24 protein-coding genes are annotated in these 25072 nt (G+C 72.7%); 20 read left to right on the forward strand and 4 right to left on the reverse strand.

Annotated features, from left to right (window positions below):
• Positions 1-16 precede the first annotated feature (16 nt).
• The 11 genes from RKE38_RS03955 (at position 17) to RKE38_RS04005 (ending at position 14347) form a co-directional block, all read left to right on the forward strand.
• Positions 17-1657, forward strand: a complete 1641-nt coding sequence (locus tag RKE38_RS03955) for a uracil-xanthine permease family protein (protein ID WP_316006144.1) — start codon at positions 17-19, stop codon at positions 1655-1657.
• 80 nt (positions 1658-1737) lie between these two features.
• Positions 1738-2625 carry an FAD binding domain-containing protein gene (locus RKE38_RS03960; protein ID WP_316006145.1) on the forward strand — a complete coding sequence of 296 codons (888 nt, stop codon included), beginning with the start codon at positions 1738-1740 and terminating at the stop codon, positions 2623-2625.
• Positions 2622-3146, forward strand: coding sequence for a (2Fe-2S)-binding protein (locus RKE38_RS03965; RefSeq protein WP_316006146.1), 525 nt, complete (start codon positions 2622-2624; stop codon positions 3144-3146). The genes RKE38_RS03960 and RKE38_RS03965 overlap by 4 nt, the downstream gene beginning before the upstream one ends.
• Complete coding sequence (gene cutA / locus RKE38_RS03970; RefSeq protein WP_316006147.1) at positions 3143-5653, forward strand: aerobic carbon-monoxide dehydrogenase large subunit; 2511 nt, start codon at positions 3143-3145, stop codon at positions 5651-5653. The genes RKE38_RS03965 and cutA overlap by 4 nt, the downstream gene beginning before the upstream one ends.
• The gene (locus RKE38_RS03975; protein WP_316006148.1) at positions 5650-6297 is read left to right on the forward strand and encodes a carbon monoxide dehydrogenase subunit G; all 648 of its coding nucleotides are present in this window, start codon (positions 5650-5652) and stop codon (positions 6295-6297) included. Before cutA ends, RKE38_RS03975 begins: the two co-directional genes overlap by 4 nt.
• The gene (locus RKE38_RS03980; protein ID WP_316006149.1) at positions 6297-7193 is read left to right on the forward strand and encodes a carbon-nitrogen hydrolase family protein; all 897 of its coding nucleotides are present in this window, start codon (positions 6297-6299) and stop codon (positions 7191-7193) included. Before RKE38_RS03975 ends, RKE38_RS03980 begins: the two co-directional genes overlap by 1 nt.
• A gap of 96 nt (positions 7194-7289) precedes the next feature.
• Positions 7290-7982 (forward strand): GH25 family lysozyme, encoded by a 693-nt coding sequence (locus RKE38_RS03985; protein ID WP_316006150.1) that lies wholly within the window; start codon positions 7290-7292, stop codon positions 7980-7982.
• A 71-nt stretch (positions 7983-8053) separates the two neighbouring features.
• Positions 8054-9607, forward strand: a complete 1554-nt coding sequence (locus tag RKE38_RS03990) for a serine hydrolase domain-containing protein (protein ID WP_316006151.1) — start codon at positions 8054-8056, stop codon at positions 9605-9607.
• A gap of 58 nt (positions 9608-9665) precedes the next feature.
• Positions 9666-11837, forward strand: coding sequence for a hydantoinase/oxoprolinase family protein (locus RKE38_RS03995; protein WP_316006152.1), 2172 nt, complete (start codon positions 9666-9668; stop codon positions 11835-11837).
• Positions 11834-13777: a hydantoinase B/oxoprolinase family protein gene (locus RKE38_RS04000; protein WP_316006153.1), complete on the forward strand. Its 1944-nt coding sequence runs from the start codon at positions 11834-11836 to the stop codon at positions 13775-13777. Before RKE38_RS03995 ends, RKE38_RS04000 begins: the two co-directional genes overlap by 4 nt.
• Positions 13778-13786: 9 nt before the next feature.
• Positions 13787-14347, forward strand: coding sequence for an NYN domain-containing protein (locus RKE38_RS04005; protein WP_316006154.1), 561 nt, complete (start codon positions 13787-13789; stop codon positions 14345-14347).
• 59 nt (positions 14348-14406) lie between these two features.
• On the opposite strand, the gene RKE38_RS04010 is transcribed toward RKE38_RS04005, so the two are convergent.
• Positions 14407-14913, reverse strand: a complete 507-nt coding sequence (locus RKE38_RS04010) for a MarR family winged helix-turn-helix transcriptional regulator (protein WP_316006155.1) — start codon at positions 14911-14913, stop codon at positions 14407-14409.
• Positions 14914-15042: 129 nt separating this feature from the next.
• Here RKE38_RS04010 and RKE38_RS04015 point away from each other — a divergent pair, with 129 nt between their 5' ends.
• The 3 genes from RKE38_RS04015 (at position 15043) to RKE38_RS04025 (ending at position 18541) form a co-directional block, all read left to right on the forward strand.
• On the forward strand, positions 15043-15834 hold the full coding sequence (locus RKE38_RS04015; protein ID WP_316006156.1) for an SDR family NAD(P)-dependent oxidoreductase: 792 nt from the start codon (positions 15043-15045) through the stop codon (positions 15832-15834).
• 159 nt (positions 15835-15993) lie between these two features.
• The gene (locus RKE38_RS04020; protein WP_316006157.1) at positions 15994-17802 is read left to right on the forward strand and encodes a SpoIIE family protein phosphatase; all 1809 of its coding nucleotides are present in this window, start codon (positions 15994-15996) and stop codon (positions 17800-17802) included.
• 199 nt (positions 17803-18001) lie between these two features.
• Complete coding sequence (locus RKE38_RS04025) at positions 18002-18541, forward strand: hypothetical protein (protein WP_316006158.1); 540 nt, start codon at positions 18002-18004, stop codon at positions 18539-18541.
• A gap of 53 nt (positions 18542-18594) precedes the next feature.
• Here RKE38_RS04025 and RKE38_RS04030 read toward each other — a convergent pair whose 3' ends face one another.
• Positions 18595-20391: a hypothetical protein gene (locus tag RKE38_RS04030; protein WP_316006159.1), complete on the reverse strand. Its 1797-nt coding sequence runs from the start codon at positions 20389-20391 to the stop codon at positions 18595-18597.
• Between the two features lie 145 nt (positions 20392-20536).
• Positions 20537-20836 carry a DUF1905 domain-containing protein gene (locus RKE38_RS04035; RefSeq protein WP_316006160.1) on the reverse strand — a complete coding sequence of 100 codons (300 nt, stop codon included), beginning with the start codon at positions 20834-20836 and terminating at the stop codon, positions 20537-20539.
• 207 nt (positions 20837-21043) lie between these two features.
• On the opposite strand from RKE38_RS04035, the gene RKE38_RS04040 reads away from it, so the two are divergent.
• The 4 genes from RKE38_RS04040 (at position 21044) to RKE38_RS04055 (ending at position 23373) form a co-directional block, all read left to right on the forward strand.
• The gene (locus RKE38_RS04040; RefSeq protein ID WP_316006161.1) at positions 21044-21241 is read left to right on the forward strand and encodes a hypothetical protein; all 198 of its coding nucleotides are present in this window, start codon (positions 21044-21046) and stop codon (positions 21239-21241) included.
• 191 nt (positions 21242-21432) lie between these two features.
• A complete protein-coding gene (locus RKE38_RS04045; RefSeq protein ID WP_316006162.1) occupies positions 21433-21738 on the forward strand; it encodes a hypothetical protein in 306 nt (101 codons plus the stop codon).
• 99 nt (positions 21739-21837) lie between these two features.
• Positions 21838-22446: a YdeI/OmpD-associated family protein gene (locus RKE38_RS04050; protein WP_316006163.1), complete on the forward strand. Its 609-nt coding sequence runs from the start codon at positions 21838-21840 to the stop codon at positions 22444-22446.
• 33 nt (positions 22447-22479) lie between these two features.
• The gene (locus tag RKE38_RS04055; RefSeq protein WP_316006164.1) at positions 22480-23373 is read left to right on the forward strand and encodes an arylamine N-acetyltransferase family protein; all 894 of its coding nucleotides are present in this window, start codon (positions 22480-22482) and stop codon (positions 23371-23373) included.
• 44 nt (positions 23374-23417) lie between these two features.
• Here RKE38_RS04055 and RKE38_RS04060 read toward each other — a convergent pair whose 3' ends face one another.
• Positions 23418-23804 (reverse strand): hypothetical protein, encoded by a 387-nt coding sequence (locus tag RKE38_RS04060; RefSeq protein ID WP_316006165.1) that lies wholly within the window; start codon positions 23802-23804, stop codon positions 23418-23420.
• Between the two features lie 90 nt (positions 23805-23894).
• Here RKE38_RS04060 and RKE38_RS04065 point away from each other — a divergent pair, with 90 nt between their 5' ends.
• Positions 23895-24617 carry a DinB family protein gene (locus RKE38_RS04065; RefSeq protein ID WP_316006166.1) on the forward strand — a complete coding sequence of 241 codons (723 nt, stop codon included), beginning with the start codon at positions 23895-23897 and terminating at the stop codon, positions 24615-24617.
• Positions 24614-25024: an NAD(+)--rifampin ADP-ribosyltransferase gene (gene arr, locus RKE38_RS04070; RefSeq protein WP_316006167.1), complete on the forward strand. Its 411-nt coding sequence runs from the start codon at positions 24614-24616 to the stop codon at positions 25022-25024. Before RKE38_RS04065 ends, arr begins: the two co-directional genes overlap by 4 nt.
• Positions 25025-25072 lie beyond the last annotated feature (48 nt).

Consider the following 25072-nt stretch of genomic DNA (forward strand, 5'->3'; position numbering starts at 1 on the left):
GCGAGAAGGAGTCCGGATGAGCTTGGGCCTGGGTTGGAAGCTGCACGGCGACGGCAACCTCGCCGGACCGGACGACGTCGTCGCCCCCGACGAGCGCCTCGGCTGGGGCAAGACCGTCGGCCTCGGCGCGCAGCACGTCGTCGCCATGTTCGGCGCGACCTTCGTCTTCCCGATCGTCATGGGCCTCAACCCCCAGCTGGCGATCATGATGAGCGGCATCGCGACGATCGTGTTCCTGCTCATCGTCTCGGGCCGGGTGCCGAGCTACCTGGGCACCTCGGCGTCGTTCGTCGGTGGCGTCGCGGCGATCCGCGCGCAGGGCGGCGACAGCAAGGAGGTCACCGGCGCGATCCTCGTCGCCGGCGTCGTCCTCGCCGTCGTGGGCCTGCTGATCCACTTCCTCGGCTCGGGGCTGCTGCACAAGGTGCTGCCGCCGTCGGTGACCGGCGCCGTCGTCATGCTCATCGGCTTCAACCTCGCACCGGTCGTCGCGGGCATCTACTGGCCGCAGGACCAGTGGGTCGCGCTGACGGTCATGGTCTTCACGATCGTGTGCGCCGTGGCGTTCCGCGGCTTCATCGGCCGCATCGCGGTCTTCCTGGCGCTGATCTTCGGCACCGTGCTGTCGTGGGTGCTGGACAAGACGGCCGGCCAGATCAACAGCGTCCTCGGCGGCGCCACCAAGGCGACCGACCACTTCCGCACCGACTTCTCGAGCCTGACCTGCTCTGCCGGGGAGAAGCTCGCCAACGGGTCCCTGTGCCCGTCGTGGCTCGGCTTCCCGTCGCAGACCACCATCGCGGCGGACGGCAAGGAGGTCGTCGGCTGGCACACGCCGTCGTTCTCGGTCACCGCGATCCTGCTCGTCCTGCCTGCCGTCATCGCGCTCATCGCCGAGAACACCGGCCACGTCAAGGCGGTCGCCGAGATGACCGGCCACGACCTCGACCCCTACATGGGTCGCGCGATCGCCGCCGACGGCATCGGCACCGTCCTCGCGACCTCGGTCGGGGGCTCCCCGACGACGACCTACGCCGAGAACATCGGCGTCATGGCGGCCACGCGCGTCTACTCGACCGCCGCGTACTACGTGGCGGCGGTCGTCGCGATCCTCTTCGGACTGTCGCCCAAGTTCGGTGCCCTCGTGGCGTCGGTCCCGGGCGGCGTCCTCGGCGGGATCACGGTCGTGCTCTACGGCATGATCGGCCTGCTCGGCGCCAAGATCTGGAAGGAGAACGGCGTCGACTTCGGCAACCCGATCAACCTCGTGCCGCTCGCCGCCGGCATCATCATGGGCATCGGCAACGTCGCCCTGAAGTTCTCGGACAACTTCTCGCTCAGCGGCATCGCCCTCGGCACCATCGTCGCCGTCGGCGGCTACCACCTGGCCAAGGCCGTGGCCCCGCGCGAGCTGCGTGACCGCGCCAACGCCAACCGGCCCGGCGGTGCCGCCATCGTCCTCGGCCGCGACACCTACGGCGAGAGCGACGTCGACGACCTCTACCAGGACACCCACGCCGGCCACGTCGGCGCGCACCGCGCCGGCACGACCGGCACGCGCACCCAGGCGGCCGAACCCGGCGCCACCGGCACCGGCCCGGGCCGCACCCCGCACTCCGGGTCGCACCCGGGACAGGCCGGAGACGGGAACCCCTGACCCGTCTGCCGGGTGGGCCCCCGACCGCGTCGGGGGCCCACGCCCTCTCCCCCGCAGACCCGAGCAGGCAGGAACTCCCCGTGAAGCCAGCACCCTTCGTGCACCACGCGCCACGCACCGTGGACGAGGCCACGAGCGTGCTCGCCGACGTGGGCCACGACGGCAAGGTGCTCGCCGGCGGCCAGAGCCTGGTGCCGATGCTCAACATGCGCCTGGCCACGCCGGCCCACCTCGTCGACCTCGACCGCGTCGCCGGCCTCGACGGCGTCGAGGTCACCGCGGACCACGTGCGCGTGGGTGCGCTCGTCCGGCACGCGGACCTCGAGCGGCACGAGCAGGCGTATGCCGCGTTGCCGCTGCTGCGCCAGGCGTTGCGGCACGTGGCCCACCCCGTGATCCGCAACCGGGGCACCACCGTGGGTTCGATCGCGCACGCCGACGCCGCTGGCGAGATGCCGTCGGTGCTCGCCCTGTGTGACGGCGTGGTCGAGGTGGCCAGCGCGACCGGTGCGCGCGAGATCCCTTGGCACGACTTCTTCCTCGGCCCGCTCGAGACGTCGCTCGCGCCGGAGGAGCTGGCGGTGGCGGTCCGCTTCGGGCGCCTCCCTGCCGGGACCGGGACGGCCTTCGTCGAGCGCGCCCGCCGTCACGGCGACTACGCACTCGCCGGCGTGGGGGCGGCGGTGACGGTCGCCGACGGGACGGTCACCCGGGCGCGGCTGACCTTCGTGTCGGTGACCGACGTGCCCACCGTCCTCGACGTGACCGGGCCGTTCGCGGGACGGGAGCAGTCCTCGGTCGACTGGTCCGGTGCGGCCGAGCTCGTCGCCGCGGCGGTCACCCCGGAGGGCGACATCCACGCCACGGCCGAGTACCGCCGGATGCTGGCCGTGGAGCTCTCCCGGATCGCGCTGGCCGAGGCGGCGGCTCGCTCCGCTGCGCCAGGAAGCGGGAGGGGCGCGGCATGAGCGGGGATCCCGTCGTCGAGGAGCTGCTCGACGTCACCGTGACCGTCAACGGCGTCCCGCGCCACGCCCGCGTGCCCGCGCGACGGCTGCTGTCGGACTTCCTGCGCCACGACCTCGGCCTCACCGGCACCCACGTGGGCTGCGAGCACGGGGTGTGCGGCGCCTGCACGGTCCTGCTCGACGGCCGTCCCGCGAGGTCGTGCCTCGTCTTCGCCGTCACCGCCCAGGCCCACGCCGTCACCACCGTGGAGGGGCTCGGCACCCGTGAGGCGATGGGGCCGGTGCAGCGCGCGTTCGCCGAGTGCCACGGCCTGCAGTGCGGCTTCTGCACGCCTGGCTTCCTCACGACCGTCACGGCATACCTCGAGGAGCACCCGCACCCGACGCAGGACGAGGCGCGCGAGGCGATCTCGGGCAACCTGTGCCGCTGCACCGGGTACCAGAACATCGTGAGGTCCGTCCTGCGCGCCGCCGAGCTGCGCGAGGCCGCCGAGGCCGACGCCACGGCAGGCGACTCGTGACCACCTCGATGTTCGGGGCGCCCGTCCAGCGCCGGGAGGACCCGCGGCTGCTCACGGGCGGCGGCCGCTACCTCGACGACCTCGGGCACGACGCCCTGGCCGCCGCACTCGTCCGCAGCCCGCACGCGCACGCCCGCATCCGCGACATCGACGTCACCGACGCGCTCGACGTCGACGGGCTCGTCGGCATCTGGACGCACGAGGACCTGCCCGGCCGGGTCGGCGAGCCCCTGCCCCTTCTCATCCCCCACCCGACCCTGACGCACGGCCGCACCCAGTACGCCCTGGCCCGCGACGAGGTGAACCACGTCGGGGAACCGGTGGTCCTCGTCGTCGCTCGTGACCGCTACGTCGCCGAGGACGCGTGCCAGCGCATCCGCGTCGACTACGAGCTGCTCTCCCCCGTCGTCGGCATCGAGGACGCCCGCGCCGCAACGCATCTCGTCCACGACGACGTCCCCGACAACGTCTCGGCGCACATGCTGCAGGAGGTCGGCGACGTCGAGTCCGCCATGGCCGCCGCCCCGCACACCCTCGAGCTCGACCTGTCGATCGAGCGCAGCGCGAGCATGCCGCTGGAGGGCCGGGGCGTCTACGCGCGCTGGGACGACGAGCGCGAGGAGCTGCGGATCTACTCCTCCACGCAGACCTCGACCGGCGTCCGGGCCGCGGTCGCCGCCAAGCTCGACCTGCCCCTGGCCAAGGTCGAGTGCATCGCTCCCGACGTGGGCGGTGGGTTCGGCGTCAAGATCAACCACCCGTGGCCCGAAGAGGTCCTGGTCCCCTGGGCCGCAAGGGTTCTCGGCCGACCCGTGAAGTGGACCGAGGACCGCCGCGAGCACTTCGTCTCCAGCGCGCACGAGCGCGGGCAGCTGCACCGGGTGCGGGTCGGCTTCGACGACGACGGGCGGCTGCTGGCCCTCGACGTGAAGTTCTGGCACGACAACGGCGCCTACACGCCGTACGGCATCATCGTCCCGATCATCACCTCGACCCAGCTGCTCGGGCCGTACAAGCCCGGCACCTACCGGGTCGAGTTCTGGTCGCTCTACACCAACACGGTCCTGGTCACGCCCTACCGCGGCGCCGGCCGGCCGCAGGGCTGCTTCGCCATGGAACGCACCATGGACGCCATCGCCGACGAGCTCGGCCTGGACCGCACCGAGGTCCGCCGCCGCAACTTCATCCAGCCCGACGAGATGCCCTGGGACCACGGGCTGCTCTTCCAGGACGGCCGCCCGCTGCGCTACGACAGCGGCGACTTCCCGGCCACGCTCGCGACCCTGGAGCGGCTCGTCGGCTGGGACGACTTCGCTGCCTACCGCGACCAGGCCCGCGCCGAGGGGCGCAGGGTCGGGCTCGGCATCGGCTGCTACGTCGAGGGCACCGGCGTCGGCCCCTACGAGGGCGGGCACATCCAGGTCGAGACCAGCGGCCGCGTCAACGTCTCGACCGGCCTCACATCGCAGGGGCAGGGGCACGAGACGGTCTTCGCGCAGGTCGTGGCCAGCGAGCTCGGCGTGCGGCTCGAGGACGTCCACGTCACGACCGGCGACACCAGGCGCATGCCGTATGCCGTGGGCACGTTCGCCTCGCGGGCTGCGGTCATGAGCGGCAACGCCATCGCGCTCGCGGCCCGCCAGGTCCGGGCCAAGGCGCTGCGGATCGCGGCCGACGCGCTCGAGGTCAGCCCCGAGGACCTCGAGATCGTCGACGGCGACGTCCGGGTCAAGGGGGCGCCCGACACCCACATGGGCCTCGGCACGGTGTCGGTGATGTCGAACCCCCTGCGCTACGCGTTCGACGAGGCCGCCAAGGCGGCCACCCAGTTCGCCGGCAGCAACGACCCCGACAAGCCGCCGGTCGCCGACGACGAGGAGCCGGGGCTGGAGGGCAAGGACTTCTACTCCCCCACCCAGGCGACGTTCGCCAACGGCATGCACGCGGCCGTCGTCGAGACCGACCCGGTGACGGCGGAGGTCCGCATCCTGCGCTACTGCGTCGTCCACGACTGCGGGCCGATGATCAACCCGATGGTCGTCGAGGGCCAGGTCCACGGCGGCGTCGCCCAGGGCGTCGGTGGCGCGCTGTACGAGCGGATGGTCTACGACGGGGGCGGCCAGCTGCTCAACGCCAGCTTCATGGACTTCCTCATGCCGTACGCGTCCGAGGTGCCGTTCATCGAGACCGACCACCTGGAGACGCCGTCACCGCTGAACCCGTTGGGCATCAAGGGAGCCGGCGAGGCGGGGTGCATCCCGGTGTCGGCCGTCATCGCCTCGGCGATCGAGGACGCCGAGGGCTTCCCGATCCGCTCGATGCCGATCTCGCCGGTCGAGTTGTGGGAGCTGCGCCGGCGGCACGAACGCGGCGAGTGGCCCTCGCTGCGGCACGCCCACGGCATACCCGCCGACCCACCGGCGGCCACGGCGCCCGGCGACCCGCGCGACCCGCGCGACCCCCGCGACGAGCCCACCCCCGCCACCCGACCCGAGGAGCAGCGATGAGGATCTCCGGCACGGCCGAGCTCAAGGCCAGCCCGCAGGAGGTGTTCGACGCCTTCCACGACCCGGCCGTCCTCGCCCGCTGCCTGCCGGGCTGCGAGTCGCTCACCGAGATCGGCACCCACCGGTACGCCATGACCGTCACTGCGGGGGTCGCTGCGGTCAAGGGCACGTACGACGGCACGGTCGCGCTGCACGACCCCAACCCGCCGGAGGGATTCACCCTCAAGGCGAGCGGCGCCGGCAGCCCCGGCACCGTCGATGCGGACGTCGTCGTCCGGCTGGCCGTGGCCGACGGTGGGGGCACCGCCCTCGCGTACGACGCGGACGCCACGGTGGGCGGCATGCTGGGCGGCGTCGGCCAGCGGATGCTCACCGGCGTCACGCGCAAGATGGCGGGCCAGTTCTTCACCGCCGTCGACGACGACATCGCCGGCGTGCGACCGGTGCCGATCGAGCAGCCCGTCCTCACCCGCGCCCCCGGAGCGCCCGCCGGTGCCCCCGTGTACGCCGGGCGGCGGGCCGTGCCTGCCGCCGAGGCCGGGGTGGGGGCCCGGGGCAACCGCGACTTCGGCTGGGGCGTGCTCACGGGCGGGGTGGTCGCCCTGGCCGGGGTTATCGTGGGATGGGCGATCGGAGGACGCTGATGCGCGCATTCACCACGGCCGCGATCCAGGTCGCGCCGGTCCCCGGGCCGCTGTCGCCCGAGACCGTGCGCAAGAACCTCGACAAGTGCGTCGACTTCGTCCGCCGCTGCGTCGACGCGACCGGCGCCGAGCTGGTCGTCCTGCCCGAGACGGCGACGACCGGTTTCACGCCCGACTGCTCCACCGAGGACCTCTGGGACCTCGTGTCCGAGGTGCCGGGCCCGGTGACCGAGCCGGTGCAGCAGGTGGCGCGCGACCTGGGCGTGCACGTCGTCCTCGGCACGTACGAGCGCGGGCCGGAGCGGGGCGTCGTGCACAACGCGTCGGTGCTGGTCGGCCGCGACGGGGAGGTCGCCGGTGTCTACCGCAAGACGCACCCGTTCTGCACCGAGCACGTCGACGGCGGCGGCTGGGTCACCCCGGGCAACGACGTCACCGTGGTCGAGACCGACCTCGGGCGGATCGGGATGATCATCTGCTTCGACGGCGACTACCCCGAGCTGTCGCGGATCCAGGCGGTCCGCGGTGCCGAGGTGATCGTCCGGCCGTCGGCGCTGCTGCGTTCGGCCGACGTCTGGGAGCTCACGTCGCGGGCCCGGGCGTACGACAACCACGTCTTCGTCGTCGGGGCCAACGCCACCGGCACCGACCCCGCGGGCGTCCTCTACTTCGGCAACTCGCACATCGTGACGCCGGTCGGCCACATCGTCGCCAAGGCGGCCTCGCACGAGGGCTGGGTGAGCGCGCTGCTCGACCCGGACACGGCGCTGGCCTCGCTGACGCCGGGCTCGAACATCGGCCAGGGGTTCGACCACCTGCGCGACCGGAACCTCGAGCTGATCCGCCGCCACCGCTCCGAGCTCGAGGGCGAGGCGCAGACCCCCTTCCCGCACTAGCCGCCGGCCGCCGGCCGGGTGGCAGGTCAGACCGGTCGGCCGGGTGGCAGGTCCGGCCGGTCGGCCGGGTGGACGCCACCCGGTTAGGGTTCCCGTATGCGACGGCGACGGGGGGTGGTCGTCCTCCTGGGCGCGGTCCTCGTCCTCACCCTCGCCGGCGTGCTGGCGATCGAGCTGTGGCTGCCCGGCCGGCGCCCCGCGCTGCAGGCCGGTGAGACCTACGGCGTCGACGTCTCCGCGCACCAGGGCACCATCGACTGGCCGGCCGTCGCGGCGGACGGGGTGTCCGCGGCATACCTCAAGGCGACGGAGGGGGCGACGTTCCGGGACCCTGCCTTCGCCCGCAACTGGGAGCAGGCGCGCGCGGCGGGGCTGCAGGTCGGCGCGTACCACTTCTTCACGCTCTGCCGCGGCGGTGCCGAGCAGGCGGCGAACCTCCTCGGCTCCCTCGACGAGGTGGGCGGCCGCCGCGACACCCGCTCGCTGCCGGTGGTCGTCGACCTCGAGCTCAGTGGCAACTGCTCCGCCCGGCCGCCGCGCGCGACGGTCCAGCGCGAGCTCGACGCGTTCGTCGAGGCGGTGGAGCAGGGCACCGGGCGGCCGGTCCGCTACTACGTCCTCAACAGCTGGGACGCGAAGTACCCGCCGACCCGCGACCGCCAGCGCTGGGTGCGCAGCATCGTCGTGCGGCCGCCCGGCGCGTGGGTCTGGTGGCAGGCGAGCAACCGTGCGCGGGTCGCCGGGGTCCACGGGCCGGTGGACCTCAACGTCGTCCGGCCCACGCGCTGACGCGACGCGGCACTCGACGCGGCACGGGACTCCACGCGGCGCGCCGGCCGCAGCCGGGTTAGCGTCGGCAGGTGACCGCAGCCTCCCCCGTCCTGCCCACCAGCACCCCGTCTGCGCAGGGCATCGACGCCCGCGGCGTGCTCGCCCTCGTCGACGCCCTCGAGGCCGACGGCCACGACCCGCACAGCCTCCTGCTCGCGCGGCACGGCCACGTCGTGGCGCGCGGGTGGTGGGCGCCGTATGCCGCGGACCGTGTGCAGCTCGTGTACTCGCTGAGCAAGTCGTTCACCGCGACGGCGGTCGGGCTGCTCGTCGACGAGGGACGCCTGTCGCTCGACGACCGCGTCTTCGACGTGCTGCCGCCTGCCCTGCTCCCGGCCGGGGCAGAGGTGTCCGAGCGGTACCGCAGCCTCACCCTCGGCCACTGCCTGACCATGGCGACCGGCCACGACGTCGACGCGTGGCCCGGCCCCGTCTTACTGGCCTCGCTGGCCCCGTCCGACGACGGCACCGACCCCGTGCTCGGCGCGATCCTGGCGCACGAGCCCGAGCACGAGCCGGGCACCGCGTGGGCCTACAACCAGCTCGCGACCTACCTCGCGGCGTCGTGCGTCCGCGAGGTGACCGGCGCGAGCCTGCTCGACCTCGTGCGCTCGCGCGTCCTGGGGCAGCTGGACCCGGGAGGTGCCGACCGCGCGCGCTGGCACCGCACCGCGACCGGCCGCGAGCTCGGCTTCTCCGGCATCCACGTCGGCACCGACGCCATCCTGGGGCTGGCCCAGACCTACCTCGCCGGGGGTCGGTGGGCGGGCGAGCAGCTGCTGTCTGCGGACTGGGTGGCCGCTGCGACGGCGCCGACCGGCCTGCCCAACCGGGAGCCGGACCCCAACCCCGACTGGACCCACGGCTACGGCTGCTCGTTCTGGGGTGCCAGCCACGGGTACCGCGGCGACGGCGCCTACGGCCAGTACGCGATCGTGCTACCCGAGCAGGACATCGCCCTCGCCATCACGTCCGAGACCGTCGACATGCAGGCCGTGCTCGACCTCGTCTGGGAGCACCTGCTCCCGGCCGTCGATCGCGAGGGTGACGCGGCGGCGGACGACGCGCTGGCCACCCGCATGGCCTCCCTCACCGTCCCGACGCCGTCGTCGACGACGGCCGGACCGGACGAGGGCTCGTGGACCCGGTCGCCGAACAGCCGGCTTCCCGAGGCGTATGCCGGCGTGCGCGTGGAGCGCGTGGCCGCAGGCGGAGCGGGAGGCCCGGGTCACGAGGGCGGCGACGTGACCGGCGGCGCAGCCTCGGGCGCCCGTGCCGGCACGGCATACCGGCTCACGCTCGAGGCGCACGGCACCACGGCGACGGTCGACGTCGGGGACGGGCACTGGGTCGACACGCGCCTCACCGTCGGCGACGTCGAGCTCGTGGTCGCGGCCTCGGGCGGCTGGACCGGGGACGGGACGTTCGAGGCCGATCTGCGACTGGTCGAGACGCCCCACCGGGTCCAGGTGCGCACCCGGCCCGACGGCTCGGCGTGGCTGGGCTGGCACGAGGTGCCGCTGCACGGGTCGGACCCCCTCGCGCTCGTGCTGCCCGGGGACCGCGCCTACCTCTCGCTCTAGGCCCGGTTGGCAACATGTGCCGACGCCCGTGCGAGGGCGAGTGGGTTGAATCGCACGCATGGCGCGACGGATCCGGATCGGCATCGACACCGGCGGGACGTTCACCGACGTCGTCGCGCTCGACGAGGACTCCGGCGACCTCGTCACGACCAAGACGCCCTCGACGCCGGGAAACCCGGCCGACGGGTTCATCACCGGCGTCGAGAAGGTCCTGGCCCTCATGGAGGCGACCGGCGCGGACGTCACGTCCGTCAGTCACGGGACGACCGTCGCGACCAACAAGCTGCTCGAGGGCAAGGTCGAGCGGCTGGGGTTCGTGACGACCGAGGGGTACGAGTTCCTGCTCGAGATCGCGCGGCAGGCGGTGCCCGACGGGTACGGCAACTCCTACTTCTGGGTGAAGCCGCCGCGCATCGTCCCGGCCGACCAGGTCCGCACCGTCGGTGGCCGGATGGATTACGAGGGCAATGAGATCCGTCCCTTCGACGAGGCGGGCGCGGTGGCGGCGGCACGCTGGTTCCGCGACCGCGGCATCACGACGATCGGCGTCTGCTTCCTGCACTCCTACGCCGACGACCGGCACGAGGTCGCGATGCGCGAGGTCCTGCGGCGCGAGCACCCCGAGGCCGTCGTGTCGATCTCCAGCGAGGTGCTGCGCGAGTACCGCGAGTACGAGCGGGCCATGACGACGCTCGTCGACGCGGCGGTGAAGCCCAGCGTGTCCCGCTACGTCGCCAACATCCACGAGCGGCTCGACGCGATCGCGCCCGGCGTCCCGTTCTCGATCATGAAGTCGAACGGCGGCGTCCTGTCGGCCGACGAGGTGGTGCACCAGCCGATCACGACGGTGCTGTCCGGCCCGGCCGCCGGGGCCCTCGGTGCGGGGCTCGTGGCCGCCCGCGCCGGGTTTCCGAAGGTGCTGACGTGTGACGGGGGCGGGACGTCGACCGACGTGTCGGTGGTGCTCGACGGTGAGCCGACGCTGACGACCGAGGGCACCGTCGGGGCCTACCCCAGCAAGATCCCGATGATCGATGTCGTCACGGTCGGGGCAGGCGGCGGCTCCATCGCCTGGGTCTCCCCCGAGGGCACGCTCAAGGTCGGCCCCCAGTCGGCCGGTGCCGACCCCGGCCCGCTCTGCTACGCCAAGGGCGGCACCGAGCCGACCATCACCGACGCCCACGTCGTCCTCGGGCGCATCCCGCCGCACCTGCTCGGTGGGGAGATCCCCCTCGACGTCGACGCGGCGCGGGCGGGGATCGACGCCCTGGCGGAGCGGCTCTCGCTCGACCCGGTGCGCTGCGCCACCGGCGTCCTCGAGATCTCCGCGTGGAACCAGGCCAACGCGCTGCGACAGGTCTCTGTCAAGCGCGGGCTCGACGTCCGCGACTTCATGCTGGCGACGTTCGGCGGCTCGGGGTCGCTGCTCGCGTGCCGGCTCGTCGACATCCTCGACCTGGCCGGGGTCGTCGTGCCGCGGGACCCGGGCAACGTCAGCGCGTTCGGGCTGCTGACCGTCGACGTGAAGAACGACTACGTGCAGACGATGGTCGCCCGGCACGCCTCGCTGGACCTCGCGGCGGTGCAGAAGACGTTCGACGAGCTCACCGACCGGGCGGCCGCTGCGCTCGACGCCGAGGGGTTCCCGCGCGACCGGCACCGGTACGTCCGCACCGTCGACCTGCGCTACTTCGGGCAGGCGTTCGAGGTGCGGGTGCCGGCTCCCGACGGTGGGGCGGGACCGGTCGACGCGGCGTATGCCGGTGCCGTCGCCGACGCGTTCCACGCCGGGCACCGCGCGCTGTACGGCTACGACTTCGCCGGCGACCCGACCCAGCAGGTGGAGTGGGTCAACCTGCGCGTCACCGGGATCGGCCCCATCACCCGCCCGCAGCTGCGCGACCTTCCCTCCCGCCCCGAGGCGCACTTCCCTGCTGCCGGTGCGGCATCCGCCTCCTCCGACCGCGAGTCTTTGAGCGATCCCGGCGGTCCTGACCGCGGGGATCGCTCAAAGACCACGACACGACGGGTCTGCTTCGACGCGGACGCGGGGTACGTCCAGACGCCGGTTCTGTGGCGGCCGGACCTGCGGGCCGGCGACACGTTCGACGGGCCTGCGATCGTCGAGGAGTTCGGTTCCACCGTGCCGGTCCACCCCGGCTTCCGGTGTGAGGTCGACCGCCTCGGCAACCTCGTGCTGACCCGCACGGAGCGAGGAGGCGACCGATGAACCCCGCAGGCCTGCCCACGGCATACGAGCACGGGAAGCGGCTCACCCCCGAGGGGACGGACGTCGACCCGATCCTCGTCGAGATCGTCCAGGGCACCCTGGCCAGCGTCGAGATGGAGGTCGAGACCGCGATCGCGCGCACCAGCCGCAGCCCGATGATCCGCGACGCCCACGACTTCCGCGCGGGCATCCACGACCGGCAGCTGCGCAAGCTCACCGGGCGGTCGTACTCGGCGCTGGTGCACCCGGTCGTGCGCGACTTCCCGATCGCGGAGATGTCCGAGGGCGACGTCTTCTTCCACAACGACGTCTACGAGTCCGAGGGCGGGATCGGGCACCTGCCGGACCTCTGCGTCACGGTGCCGGTGTTCCACGAGGGCGAGGTCGTGGCCTTCGTGCAGGCGTTCGGCCACCACGACGACATCGGCGGCGCGGTGCCGGGGTCGATGCCGAGCAACGCGACGACGGTGTTCGAGGAGGGTCTGTCGGTGCCCCCGATCCGCTTGTGGGACAAAGGAGTTCCCAACCGCGCCGCCCTGCGCATCATGACCCGCAACAGCCGTATGCCGGACAGCCTCGCCGCCGACCTCGACGCCGAGTGCTCGGCCTGCCTCATGGGGGCGCGGCGGCTCGGGGAGCTGTTCGCCCGCTACGGACGCGCCGACATCGAGGCCGCCTTCGACACGATCCTCGACCGCACCACCGAGACCTACCGGCGCGAGATCCTGTCGCAGATCCCCGACGGCACCTACGTCTGGGAGGACTACGCCGAGCACGACGGCGTCGACGAGCCCCAGCTGCACACCCAGCGGATCACCCTCACCAAGGTCAGCGACGCGCCGGCTGACCCCGAGAACGGCCGGCCCGCCGGGCCGCGTCTCATCATCGACTTCACCGGCACCAGCCCGCAGGCCAGGGGACCGATCAACCACTGCGGCGACTACGTCGGCGGCAACTTCCTCAAGAAGTGGCTCGCGCCGATCCTGCGCAACCTGGCCGAGTCACCCGAGCGGATGGCCGAGCTCGACGTCAACGAGGGCGTCGTGCCGCTCATCGAGATGCGCTTCCCCGACAAGGGCACGCTGCTCACGCCGATCTACCCCGCGCCGACCAACGCCCGCACCTTCGTCATCCTGCGGCTGCTCGGCGTGCTCGCCGGGGTCGTCGCCAAGGCGGTCGACGGCCGGATGCCCGCCGACCAGGAGACGATCCGCTACACCGGCGTCTACGGCAAGGACCGCGACGGCAACGACTACCTCATGCGCGAGGTCCTCGGCGGCGGCTCCGGCGGCCGCCACTACGCCGACGGCGAGGACACGATCCACGTGGTCCCCGACAGCCGGAACCTGCCGACCGAGTTCACCGAGTCCCGGTTCCCGTTCGTGGTCGAGCGGCTCGGGCTGGCGGTCGACTCCGGGGGTGCCGGGCGCCACCGCGGCGGCCTGGGCTACGAGAAGCACATCCGGATGCTGCGCGACGCCCACTTCATGTCGATCGCCGACCGCTCGATCCTCGCCTGCTGGGGGGTCAGGGGCGGCAAGGCGGGTATGCCGTTCAGCGTCACCATCGACCCCGGCGGGCCGGACGAGCGGGAGGTCGACGCGCTGGCCGATGCCGAGCCGGTGCGGGCCGGGCAGGTCATCCGGATCCGCACCACCGGCGGCGGCGGGTGGGGCGACCCGCTCGAGCGCCCCTACGCCGAGGTCGAGCAGGACCTGCGCTGGGGCAAGGTCTCCTTCGAGGGCGCGCACGCGGCATACGGCGTCGTGGCCTCGGGCACCAAGGACGAGCCGGTGGTCGACGAAGGGGCGAGCGACGCCCTGCGGGCCAGGATGCGGGGCGAGCGCGAGGAGTCGGGGGACCAGCCGTTCTTCGACCGGGGTCCCGGGTACGCCCGCCTCTCGGAGGGGAAGGCGGCAGCGGACGTCGACTGGCTCTAGCCTCGGGTCATGCCTCCGGCCGCGCGCACGACCTACGTCCTCGTCGACGGGGAGAACCTCGACGCCACCCTCGGCAACTCGATCCTGGGTCGGCGCCCCCGCCCCGAGGAGCGGCCGCGGTGGGAGCGGCTGCTGCAGTTCGCCCGCGAGCGCTGGAGCCAGGACGCGACCGGCCTGTTCTTCCTCGCCGCAAACACCGAGCTGCCGATGGCGTTCGTGCAGGCGCTGCTCGCCATCGGCTACCGGCCGATCGCCCTGTCCGGCGCGGCCGGCGAGAAGGTCGTCGACATCGCCATCCAGCGCACCCTGGCCGAGCTGCGGTCGCGTGAGGCGGATGTGCTGCTCGTCAGCAACGACGGCGACTTCGTCGACCAGGTGGAGGACCTGCTCGACGGGCGCCGGGTCGGACTCGTCGGCTTTACCGAGTTCCGCAACCGCGACTTCGTCGAGCTCGCCGAGGACGGGTTGGAGATGTTCGACCTCGAGTACGACGTGCAGGCGTTCAACGAGCGGCTCCCCCGCGTCCGGATCATCCCGATCGAGGAGTTCGACCCGGTCCAGTTCCTCTAGGTCCGGGGAGGGAACGGGTCGGGCCGCCGCCGGTGACCGGTCAGGCCGTCCGGCACCGGTCAGGCCGGTGGGCTCGCGTCCACGGCGGGGGCCCAGCCGCCCTCCTCGCGGATGGCGAGCAGGATCCGCCGGGTGATCTCACGGAGCTGCCTGGCCTGCGCGGCCGTCAACCGGTCGAGCACGAGGTCGTGCACGGTGCGCACGTGCCCCGGCGTCGCCTGCTCGAACGCCTCCAGCCCCTCCTCGGTGAGGACGGCCAGCGTGAAGCGGCCGTCGGCCGGGTCGGGGGTGCGACGCAGCCAGCCCCTCGACTCGAGCCGCGTGGCGGCGCGCGACAGGCGTGACAGCGAGCTGTTGGCGTAGCCCGCGAGGACGCTCATGCGCAGGGTGCGCTCGGGGGCGTCGGCGAGGGCGTAGAGCACGCCGTACTCGAAGTGCGTCAGGCCGGAGTCTCGCTGGAGCTGGCCGTCGAGGGCGGCGGGGAGCCACTCCAGCACGGTGGCCAGCGAGGCCCAGGTCTCGAGGGCGTCGCCGGTGAGGCGGGTGGGCGCGGGCTGCTCCGGCATGGCGGCAGCGTACGCGAACGCAGCGCGCTCGGACCGCCTCCGTGACTTGATCCGGAAAGTCATCGCCATCTAAGGTCACTTGCTCAGTCAAGTAAAAGAAGCAGCATGTGACGTGGATCGGGAGAGAGCATGGACCTGGGACTGACCGGCACGAGGGCCTTCGTGAGCGGCTCGACGCGAGGGATCGGCCTGGCCATCGCCCGGGCGCTGCTCGCCGAGGGAGTGGCGGTCGTCGTCAACGGCCGCGACGAGGAGACCGTCCGGGAGACGGTGGGCCGGCTCGAGGCCGAGCACCCGGGCAGCACCGTCGCGGGGATCGCAGGGGACTTCGGCGACCCCGCCCAGGCGACCCGGCTCGTGGAGTTGCTGGAAGACGTCGACATCCTGGTCAACAACGTCGGGATGTTCGAGGTCAGGGCGTTCGAGGAGGTCGGCGACGACGACTGGCAGCACTACTTCGACGTCAACGTCATGAGCGCCGTCCGGCTCTCCCGGCGGCTGCTGGGGCCGATGCTCGAGCGCGGCTGGGGCCGCGTCATCGTCATCAGCAGCGAGTCCGGGGTGAACGTCCCCGCCGACATGGTCCACTACGGCGTCACCAAGGCGGCCACCCTCGCGCTGGCCAACGGCCTGGCCAAGCGCACGCGCGGCACGGGCGTCACGGTGAACACGATCCTCGGCGGACCGACGTGGTCCGACGGCGTCGCCCAGGCCGTCGAGCAGGTCGCGCACGGCATGGGCACGTCCGTCGAGGACCTGAGGTCGCACCTCGTCTCCACCACCCCGACGTCCCTGGTGCAGCGCTTCCTCGAGCCGGCCGAGGTCGCAGACCTCGCCGTCTACCTCGCCAGCCCTCGCTCGTCCGCCACGAACGGTGCAGCCCTGCGCGCCGACGGTGGCGTGCTCACGACGACCCTCTGAGCGGCGGACCCGTCCAGCCCGGAATGCCGGAGAGTTCAGCGCGAGGGGGCACCGGGTGGCCGCCGGGCGGTACCTTGGGCCATCGAGCATGCGGTCCAACCCCTGGCCTCCATGAGCGAGCGCGCACCGCCGCGCGTCCATCTCGAGGAGGAGAGGGCGTTGGCCACGAGGACGGAGCCAGCCCAGCAGGGCGACGCGACGGCGTCGTCACGGCTGGTCGCCCTGTCGGCCGTCACGGCTCACCTCGCCAAGGCCGACGACCTGGCCACCATGTCCGACGTGATCACCCGTGAGGCCGGTCGCGTGCTCGAGGCCGATGCCGCGATCGTGGTCGTGCGCGAGGGCGTCGGGCGGCTGCGTGCCCACGGGACGGTGGGGCTGACACCCGAGCAGCTCACGCTCTACTCCGTCTTCGACCTCGACCTGGAGGGCCCGCTCGGCGAGGCCGTGCGCACCGGGTCCGTCGTGCGGATCCGGGACCGCGACGAGCTGGTCGCGCGGTACCCCTCCCTCGACGACGGCGTGGAGCGGTCGTCGGTGACGCTGCCCCTGCTGCGCGGCGGCGACGGCACGCCCGCCCTGGGCGCCATGGCCTTCCGGTTCGACAACCGGTGCATGGACCTTGCCGAGGACGAGCTGGCGGTCCTCTCGGTGCTCGCCGACGTGTGCGCCCAGACCGTGCAACGGCTGGCTGCCGAGAAGGAGCGGGCCGAGCAGGAGGCACGGGTGCAGTTCCTCGCCGACGCCTCGACCGTGCTCGCCTCGACCATGGACTACCACGAGACCCTCGCCCAGGTGGCCGGCCTGGCGGTGCCGTTCCACGCCGACTGGTGTGCGGTCGAGGTGCTCGAGGCCGGCGTCCTGCGGAGCCTGACCGTCGCCCACGTCGACCCGGCGAAGATCGCGCTCGCCCGCGAGGTGCAGTCGCGCTGGCCGTCCGACCCGGAGCGACCGAGTGGGTCCGCCGTCGTGGCCCGCACCGGCCAGAGCCTGCTCGTCGAGGAGGTCACCGACGAGATGCTCGTCGAGGGCACCCGGGACCCCGAGCACCTGCGCGTGGCGCGCGAGCTGGGGCTGCGCAGCGCGCTGTCGGTGCCGCTGCGGGCCCACGACCGGGTCCTCGGGGTGCTCACCTTCGTGTCCGCCGAGTCCGGGCGGCACTACACCTCGGCCGACGTGCCGTTCGCCGAGGACCTCGGGCGCCGAGCCGCCCTGGCGATCGACAACGCCGAGCTGTACTCCGAGAGCCGCCGCGTCGCGGCCGAGCTGCAGGCCACCCTCTCCCCGCAGGAGCTCCCCGCGCTCGACGGCTGGGAGTTCGCCGACCTGTACCAGCAGTCGGGCCGCACCGAGGTCGGGGGCGACTTCTACGACGTCGACGTCCTGCCCGACGGCCGGCTCGCGGTGGTCATGGGCGACGTCATGGGTCGAGGAGTGGACGCCGCCGTGGCCGGGTCGCGGCTGCGTGCTGCGACCCGGGTCCTGATGACCCAGGACGCGCACCCCGATGCCCTCGCCACGGCAGTGGACGCGTTCATGGAACGCGACCCGCTCATCCCCCTGGCGAGCGCGGCATACCTCCTGCTCGACGAGGGTCACGACGAGGGCTGGGCGACGGTTGCCGGTCACCCTCCTCCCCTGCTGGTCCGCGCCGACGGGTCGACCGAGTACATGGAGCTCGGTCGCTCGCCCCTGCTCGGGGTCGGCCCCACCGAACGCGCGGCGTCGGCCTTCCCCTTCTGTGCCGGCGACACGCTGCTGCTGTTCACCGACGGGTTGGTGGAGCGGCGCGGCGAGGACCTCGGGCAGCGGCTGCGGGAGCTGCGCGAGGTGGTCGCCGAGGGCATGCGCGACGGCGCAGGTGAGGGATCCCTCGGCGACTTCCTGGCGAACCTCGCGGAGCGCATGCTCGGGACGGAGCGCCACGACGACGTCGCCGTCCTGGCGCTGCGCCGCCGCCCGGCCTGACACGCGGCGCCGAGGCGCCGGACCACCGCGGCCCGGCGGTCCCGGCCGGGATCTACGCAGAATGGTGGAGCGCCCCTGCACCGCTCCGGGCGCACAGTCGAAGGTGGTCGACCGGGTCCGTCCACCCGTGGAGGCGCGTCGGCCACCCCGATCGAGCCCGGTACCGCAGCCGGGCGGCTGGAGACGCCGAGGAGGAGCAATGAGTCGCATCCACGTCAAGGGCCGCCGCGCCCCAGCGCCGCCGGCCCAGGAGGACCCGGTCGTGCGGCAGTACCGCTTCCTGCTGCGCGAGGCCCCGCCTGACGCGGTGGAGGCGGCCCATCGGGACGGCCTCGGGCGCCTGTCCCCCGAGGAGCAGCGGGAGGTCCTGGGAGCAGTGCAACGAGGGCTGGTCGCCGGCCAGCGGCTCCGGCCGGACGACACCGACCAGCTGGCCCACCTGCTCGTGCTCGGGGAGCGGCGCACCCCGAACGCCTTCATCGCCGCCTGCAGCCCCAGTGCCCTGAGGTCCTTGTCGCGGGTCGTGGTCGCGAGCGATGCGTGCTTCGGCCTCTTCGGACGGTATGCCGCCTGGGACGGCAAGGATCCCGAGCCCGCGGACGACTCCGCATGGGCCGATGCCGGCTTCAATCCCGACAGCGGCCGCTGGAACCCGTCACGGAAGGCTCCCACCGACGCCAGCGGCATCGCCAGCGGAACCGGTGGTGGCCTGGGTGGCGACGGGGGTGGCGGCGGCTGAGGGTCGCGGGGGTCCGGGAGCCGTGACGACGCCCGGACCCCCGCAACCGCTGATCACTGGGTCGTGAAGGCGATGTCGTCGTAGATCGGCAGCGGCGTCGAGTCACCCGTCGTCAGCAGCAGGCTGATCGACGCCGACAGGATGTAGCTGCACTTGGGCAGCGACGACACGGCCACGGGGTTGTTCGACGCGTCGAGCAGCTGCGTGACGGTCCCGTGGAAGTCGGGCGCGATCGCTGGCAGCGCGTAGTGGTACGGCCCGCCAGGTCCCGAGACGCCGATCGACATGCTCCCCAGGTTCGGCTGCGCCGCGGTGTAGTCGACGGTGAGGCTGTTGTGGATCCGGGCGCACCCGTGCCCGATGAGCTCCTCGATGTCGATGCTCACCGCGCCGAGCTGGTCGTCGACCCGCGTGGGCACCCACGAGCCGTGCTTCTGCACGTGGTCGTATGCCGTGTTGGCCAGGGCGACGCGCTCGGCGATGCCGGCCTGCACCTGGGTCGAGGGTTGGCCGACCTGGCGCATGACCATCCGGAGCGCGACGTACTCGTCGACGGCCAGACCCGCCGAGGCCGTGCTCTGACCCGCGACGACGGCTGCGAGGTCGTGCGTCTGCGAGGAGAGCGTGCGGCTGTCGAGGCCGAGCAGGTTGTTGTTCGGCACGAACAGGCCCGTGGTGAGGCTGTTGTCCTGCGGGACGGCGATCCAGCCCTGGGCGTCCGGCGTCACGGCGATCTCGTCCGGGCCGTTGGCCCCGAGGACGACGACGGCCTTGGTCTCGACGGGCGGCAGCGAGCCGGTGAGCCGCTCCCACGTGCCGATCTGCATCCGGACCATCTGCGCGGGCAGGACCGGCTTCCAGCCGCTGCCGTCGTCGTGTTCGAACCGGTACTCCGCCGGCTGGCCGCCGAGCAGCCGGCCGAGCACGCCGTTGAGGCGCAGCGCGGAGTAGAAGGCGCGGTCGTCGCCGATGGTGCGCCCGGTGCCGCCGGGCCCGCTGTCGAAGCCGGTGACGGTCTTGTAGACGCCGATGTGGTCGAACCACGGGTAGGGCTGGTCGGTGTCGCCCGGGACGTCCTCGACGCACAGCTCGACGCAGAAGCACGGCCCGACGTTCTGCCGGTCCTGCGCACGGCCCCGGGACCGCGGCTCCTGCAGCAGCACGCCGGTGGGGCCGTCCACCCGGAAGTAGACGTCGGGACCCGCGACGAGCTCGATGTTGATCCACGGCGACCACGGCGTCCTGCTGAAGTCCGCCACCGTGTAGTCGATCCGGAAGTGACCGCTGACGTCGGTCGTCGCGCTGCCGAGGGCGTCGTCCTGCAGCCAGTCCACGTCGAACGCGCTGACCGTGACCCCGGGCACGCCGATCTCCGTGTCGCAGACCCGGACGTGGCCACAGATGGACCACCAGCCGAGGCGTCCGCGCAGGCCGCACCAGATCCGGTGCGGGATCTCGTAGGACCAGGCCGCGGCATACCCCTCCTTGGTCTCGCGCCACTGCGGAGCCAGCGTCGTCAGCGTGAAGCTGAGTGGCTTGGGCGGGACCTTGTGGCCGGTCATGGTGCCGCAGTAGACGTCGACGTCGAAGGCGCCGCCCTCGTACCCGTCGCGCAGCTCGATGCTGAAGCCGCCGTCCTCCCCGACGACCCCCTCACCGAGGAGGGAGGTGGCGCGCTCGGCGGCGGCCGACTCCTCGAGCACCGTGGTGGTGTGCTTCGGCTCGGCCGCGGCAGCCTGGCTGACACGGTCGCCGGCGGCGTCGACGAGGCGGATGGTGGCGCCCACCAGCGGTTCCCAGCAGTCGTCGCAGAGCAGGCCGACGAGGCGGCCCGAGATCACGTATGACATGGCGTTTGGCTCCTATTACGTACGGCAGACCCCCGACGAGCCTGTACGCCTGAAGGAGCCGCGCCCGGAGGCAGTGATACCCCACCGGCCTCGAACGGACCCAAATGAGCGAAATGTCGTGCGCAGCAGGGCTTTCCGCCCCGCGTCAGGCCAGGCGCTCCTCCAGCCGGACCTCGACGAGGTCACCCACCGCCTTGCCGACCTGCTTCTGCAGCCTGGCCGAGACCGGGAGCATGTGGCTGCCGTCCCCGAGGGCCATGAACGACGTGGTGAAGGGCTGGCCGTCGATGGTGCCGCGGACCTTGACCCTCCCCCGCGTACCGAAGTACTCGACGGAGGGTCGCCACTTCACGCACGTCCAGGCGTCGTCGCTGCTCGTGGCCCTGCAGAGGGTCTCGGTGAACGTGACGTCCAAGGGGCCCGGGCCGTGCGTTCTGGTGCTCATACCGAGTTGGACCGCACCCGGCGCCGGGACTCATCGGCCAAGCGTGCCGGGCGCGCCCGTTTGTCCCCCGCCTGGGGCTTTTGGCATCGGCCGTTCGGGTGATTCCGCCGCCCTGACCGGACCGAGGGGTTTGGCGTCTCGTTGTAGGGGCAAGGACGAGGGACGTGCACAGAAGGGAAACCGGGCACGGTGGTGGAGAGGGACGACGTGGGGCCTGCGGCGGAGGAGCTGGACGACACCGCCCTGCGCCAGGAGATCGAGCTCCTGGCCGAGCTCCTCGAGAAGGTGGCGGACGCGCCCCGACCGTTGTGCCAGGAGGAGATCGACCGCGCACTGCACGTGGCCGAGACGTCCGAGGGACCAGGCGCGACGGCACCGCGCGGCGACGAGGAGCGCTCGCTGTGACCGGACATCACGGCCGGCGGTAGCTCGCCGGCACGCCCGGCGGCCCGCACCTGTGCGGTCGTCACCCTCCTGCACGGGCCGTACTGGACGTTTCGCCTAGCCACCATGGCGGAGGCACACCCACGGCCACGCTCCTAGGGTCACGGCACAGCGCGTTCAGCTGTGACCGTCACTGAACATGAAGGAGCGCCATGGTCGGCAAGCGCATCATCCTCGTCCCGGCATTCGCCGGGGCCCTCCTCCTCGTGGGGGTGTCCTCGGCGAGCGCCGGGGAGATCACCGGCAACGGCAAGCCCGCACAGGGCGCCACCCACGCCAACTCGATCTGCGCCTACTCGGGGCAGAACGACACCCCGAACGACCCGTTCCCCGAGGGCGGGCGCGTGCAGAGCTACGGCCAGCTGGTGAGGGTCGGGCTCAAGGACGCCGTCCCCGCCCCGGGCGTCGCCTGCAACGGGCACACCGGTTTCCTGGCCGGCGGCGGCGAGGAGCCCTGACGGGCCGGCTTCGGCCACGGCGCGCGGCGGGCGAGGCTCGCCGCGCGCCGTCACGTCTGCCGCGCCGGCGGCGTCGGTGCCCGGTGACAGGATGACCGCATGTCCGGTGCAGAGCCTCCCGAGGAGCAGCCGCCCCAGGAGGTGGCCGGCCTGCCGGTGGTCTCGTTCGCGACCGTGGCCGACTGCGAGGCGTGGTTCCGCGAGCACGGCACCGACCGGCGGGGCTTCTGGCTCAAGATCGGGCGCGTGGGCGCGGCCGCGAGCGTCACGTATGCCGAGGCACTGGACGTCGCCCTCTGCCACGGCTGGATCGACGGGCAGAAGCGGGGCTACGACGAGAGCCACTGGTTGCAGCGGTTCACCCCGCGTGGGCCGCGGAGCAAGTGGTCGCAGGTCAACCGGGACAAGGCGCAGGCGCTGATCGCCGCCGGCCGCATGCAGCCCGCGGGCCAGGCGCAGGTCGACGCGGCGCAGTCGGACGGCCGGTGGGACGCGGCATACGCCGGCCAGAGGAGCGCGACCGTCCCTGCGGACCTCGCCGCCGCCCTCGCGGCCGATCCGCAGGCCGAGGCGTTCTTCGAGACGCTCTCGGGGGCCAACCGCTACGCGATCCTCTACCGCGTCGCGGACGCGAAGAGGCCCCAGACCCGGGCCGCGCGCATCGAGAAGTTCGTCGCCATGTGCCACGACCACCAGACGATCCACTGACCCCAGGGCCGTCCGGCGGACCATAATCGGGACGTGTTCGCGCAGCCGCCCCGACTGGATGCCGCCGTGCAGCGGGCGTACCTCGACCGCCTGGGGCTTGCTCCGGAGCAGCCGTCCGAGGACGCGCTGCGGGGGCTGGTCCGGCGGCACGCGGAACAGGTCCCGTACGAGACCCTCTGGATCCAGGCCGGCGAGGGCTGGGGCATCGACCCGGTCGAGTCCGCCGAGCGCATCGCTCGTCACGGCCGGGGCGGGTACTGCTATCACCTCAACGGGGCGCTCGGCCTCCTCCTGTCCTCGCTGGGGTATGCCGTGCACGGCCACGTCGGAGGCGTGCACGGGGCCGAGGGACCTGCCCCGGCGTCGAGGGGGAACCACTTGGTGCTGACCGTGGAGCTGCCGCCGAGCGAGGCCAACCCCACGGGCGTCTGGTACGTCGATGCCGGTCTCGGCGACGCGCTGCACGACCCGCTGCCGCTGCTCGCGGGCCGGCACAGCCAGCCGCCGTTCGCCCTCACGCTGGAGCCCTCCCCCGACGGGTCGCACTGGCACCTGGTCCACGACCCGCGCGGCGGCTTCAGGGGCATGGTGTGGGACATGGCCGTGGCGCAGTGGGACGACTTCCGGCACCAGCACCACCGGCTCTCGACCTCGCCGGACTCGGGCTTCGTCCAGGTGCCGATGGCAGAACGCCGTGACGCGACCGGCGTCGACGTCGTCCGCGGCCTGGTGCTGAGCCGGATCGGGGACGGCGCCCGCAGCGAGCAGGTCACCGACCGGGCGGCGTGGTTCGACGCGCTGGCCCAGCTGTTCGACCTGCGCCTGGACGGGCTGGAGCCGGAGGCGCGCGACCGGCTCTGGGCCAGCGCCGTGGCTGCGCACCGTCGTTGGCTCGACGAGCAGGCGTCGCAGGCTCCTGCGACCTGATCGCCTGCCCCCACCAAGGCCCACACGGTGGGCCACGCTCCCAGCTACGAGGGGGTCGCCAGCGACGCCAGCACCCGTCGGCGCAGCAGCTCGTACTGCTCCCGGTGGTAGCGGGGACCGTCGGGCGGCCGCACCACGACCGTGCCGCCGACGACCTGTTCCTCGGGCAGGAACTGGTCCCCGGTGAGGTCCACGTCCGAACCGTCCGGGAGCCGGTTCCAGTAGTGGTGGCCGACCTGCTCTCCCGCGACGTGGACCTCGCCCTGGACGAGGTCGCCGCCCAGGACGTCCTGGACGACCAGCGCGGTCATGCCGCACTGGTCCCGCGAGGGGTTCTCGGGAGTCCACTCCTCACGCATGTTCGGGTAGCAGGTGTCGGGGCCCCAGGCCGCGAGGAGGTGGCTGCGGAGCTCGTCAACGGTGATCGGCATGCCCGCATGCTGGCAGCGGGCACCGACATCGGCGGGCCCGCTCGACGCCGTGTCCCGCACGGTGTCGGCGGTGCGCCCTAGCCTGACCGCGTGCGACGCTTCGACGACGAGGACCTCACCGGTGCAGAGTTCCGCGAGTGCGACCTGAGCAGGACGCGGATGGTCGGCGTCGTCATGCAGGACGCCGAGATCGACGGCCTGGTCACCCACCTCGTGGTCAACGGCGTCGACGTGATGCCGTACGTCGAGGCCGAGCTCGACCGTCGTCACCCGGTCCGGCTGCTGCTCCGCTCGGACCGGCCGGCCGACCTGCGCGAGGCCTGGCGGCAGCTCCAGGACGACTGGGCTGCGACCGTGGAGCGGGTCCGGTCCATGCCCGAGGGCAGCGAGCACCGCAGCGTCGACGGCGAGTGGTCGATGGTCCAGACCCTGCGTCACCTGGTCTTCGTGCACGACTCCTGGTTCCGGCGCTGCGTGCTCGGCGTCACCGAGCCCTTCACGGCGATGGGGCTGGGTCCCGATGCCGTCATGGACAGGGAGGACGACCTCGACCCGTCCGCACGGCCGAGCCTCGATGAGGTGCTCGCGGTGCGACGTCGGCAGGCTTCGGAGGTGGAGAGCTGGCTGGCGACCGTCACGCCTTCCCAGCTCGTGCAGGCCGCGCCCGTCCCCGACGACGACCGATGGCCGCCGTATGCCGCGGGGCGGACCGTGCGGCAGTGCCTAGGCACCGTGCTCAACGAGGAGCGGGAGCACCACGGTTTCTGCGTCCGCGACCTCGACAAGCTGTCACGGCCTACGCTGTCGCGGTGACTGACGTGCTGGACGAGGGTCCGTTCTTCCACGGCACGAAGGCGGATCTGGCGGTGGGTGACCTCCTCACCGCAGGCTTCCGGTCGAACTACCGACCCGAGGTCGTCATGAACCACATCTACTTCACCGCCCTGCGGGACGGGGCGGGACTGGCCGCGGAGCTGGCGGCCGGGGACGGTGCTCCGCGGGTGTACCTCGTGGAGCCGACGGGCGTCTTCGAGGACGACCCGAACGTGACGGACAAGAAGTTCCCCGGCAACCCCACCCGGTCCTACCGCAGCAGCGAGCCGCTGAGGGTCGTCGGCGAGGTGGACGACTGGACGCGCCTGGCGCCGGAGGCGCTCCAGGCATGGCGCGAGCGCCTCGCCGCGATCCTCGAGGACGAGCGCGGCGAGATCATCAACTGACCCCTGTTCACCGGCATACGGAGAAGACGCCCGGCGGCGGGCGCTGAC

It is taken from the genome of Phycicoccus sp. M110.8 (genome assembly GCF_032464895.1).
GTDB lineage: Bacteria > Actinomycetota > Actinomycetes > Actinomycetales > Dermatophilaceae > Pedococcus.

Bases quoted from the DNA above. Each gene is read 5' to 3' on its own strand.
- RKE38_RS04050 (WP_316006163.1), top strand. From the start codon at position 21,838: ATGTCCGGTGCAGAGCCTCCCGAGGAGCAGCCGCCCCAGGAGGTGGCC.
- RKE38_RS04045 (WP_316006162.1), top strand. From the start codon at position 21,433: ATGGTCGGCAAGCGCATCATCCTCGTCCCGGCATTCGCCGGGGCCCTC.
- RKE38_RS04035 (WP_316006160.1), bottom strand. From the start codon at position 20,836: ATGAGCACCAGAACGCACGGCCCGGGCCCCTTGGACGTCACGTTCACC.
- RKE38_RS04060 (WP_316006165.1), bottom strand. From the start codon at position 23,804: ATGCCGATCACCGTTGACGAGCTCCGCAGCCACCTCCTCGCGGCCTGG.
- RKE38_RS04000 (WP_316006153.1), top strand. From the start codon at position 11,834: ATGAACCCCGCAGGCCTGCCCACGGCATACGAGCACGGGAAGCGGCTC.
- RKE38_RS03995 (WP_316006152.1), top strand. From the start codon at position 9,666: ATGGCGCGACGGATCCGGATCGGCATCGACACCGGCGGGACGTTCACC.
- RKE38_RS04015 (WP_316006156.1), top strand. From the start codon at position 15,043: ATGGACCTGGGACTGACCGGCACGAGGGCCTTCGTGAGCGGCTCGACG.
- RKE38_RS03955 (WP_316006144.1), top strand. From the start codon at position 17: ATGAGCTTGGGCCTGGGTTGGAAGCTGCACGGCGACGGCAACCTCGCC.
- RKE38_RS04025 (WP_316006158.1), top strand. From the start codon at position 18,002: ATGAGTCGCATCCACGTCAAGGGCCGCCGCGCCCCAGCGCCGCCGGCC.
- RKE38_RS03985 (WP_316006150.1), top strand. From the start codon at position 7,290: ATGCGACGGCGACGGGGGGTGGTCGTCCTCCTGGGCGCGGTCCTCGTC.
- RKE38_RS04005 (WP_316006154.1), top strand. From the start codon at position 13,787: ATGCCTCCGGCCGCGCGCACGACCTACGTCCTCGTCGACGGGGAGAAC.
- RKE38_RS03980 (WP_316006149.1), top strand. From the start codon at position 6,297: ATGCGCGCATTCACCACGGCCGCGATCCAGGTCGCGCCGGTCCCCGGG.
- RKE38_RS03975 (WP_316006148.1), top strand. From the start codon at position 5,650: ATGAGGATCTCCGGCACGGCCGAGCTCAAGGCCAGCCCGCAGGAGGTG.
- RKE38_RS04030 (WP_316006159.1), bottom strand. From the start codon at position 20,391: ATGTCATACGTGATCTCGGGCCGCCTCGTCGGCCTGCTCTGCGACGAC.
- RKE38_RS03965 (WP_316006146.1), top strand. From the start codon at position 2,622: ATGAGCGGGGATCCCGTCGTCGAGGAGCTGCTCGACGTCACCGTGACC.
- RKE38_RS04010 (WP_316006155.1), bottom strand. From the start codon at position 14,913: ATGCCGGAGCAGCCCGCGCCCACCCGCCTCACCGGCGACGCCCTCGAG.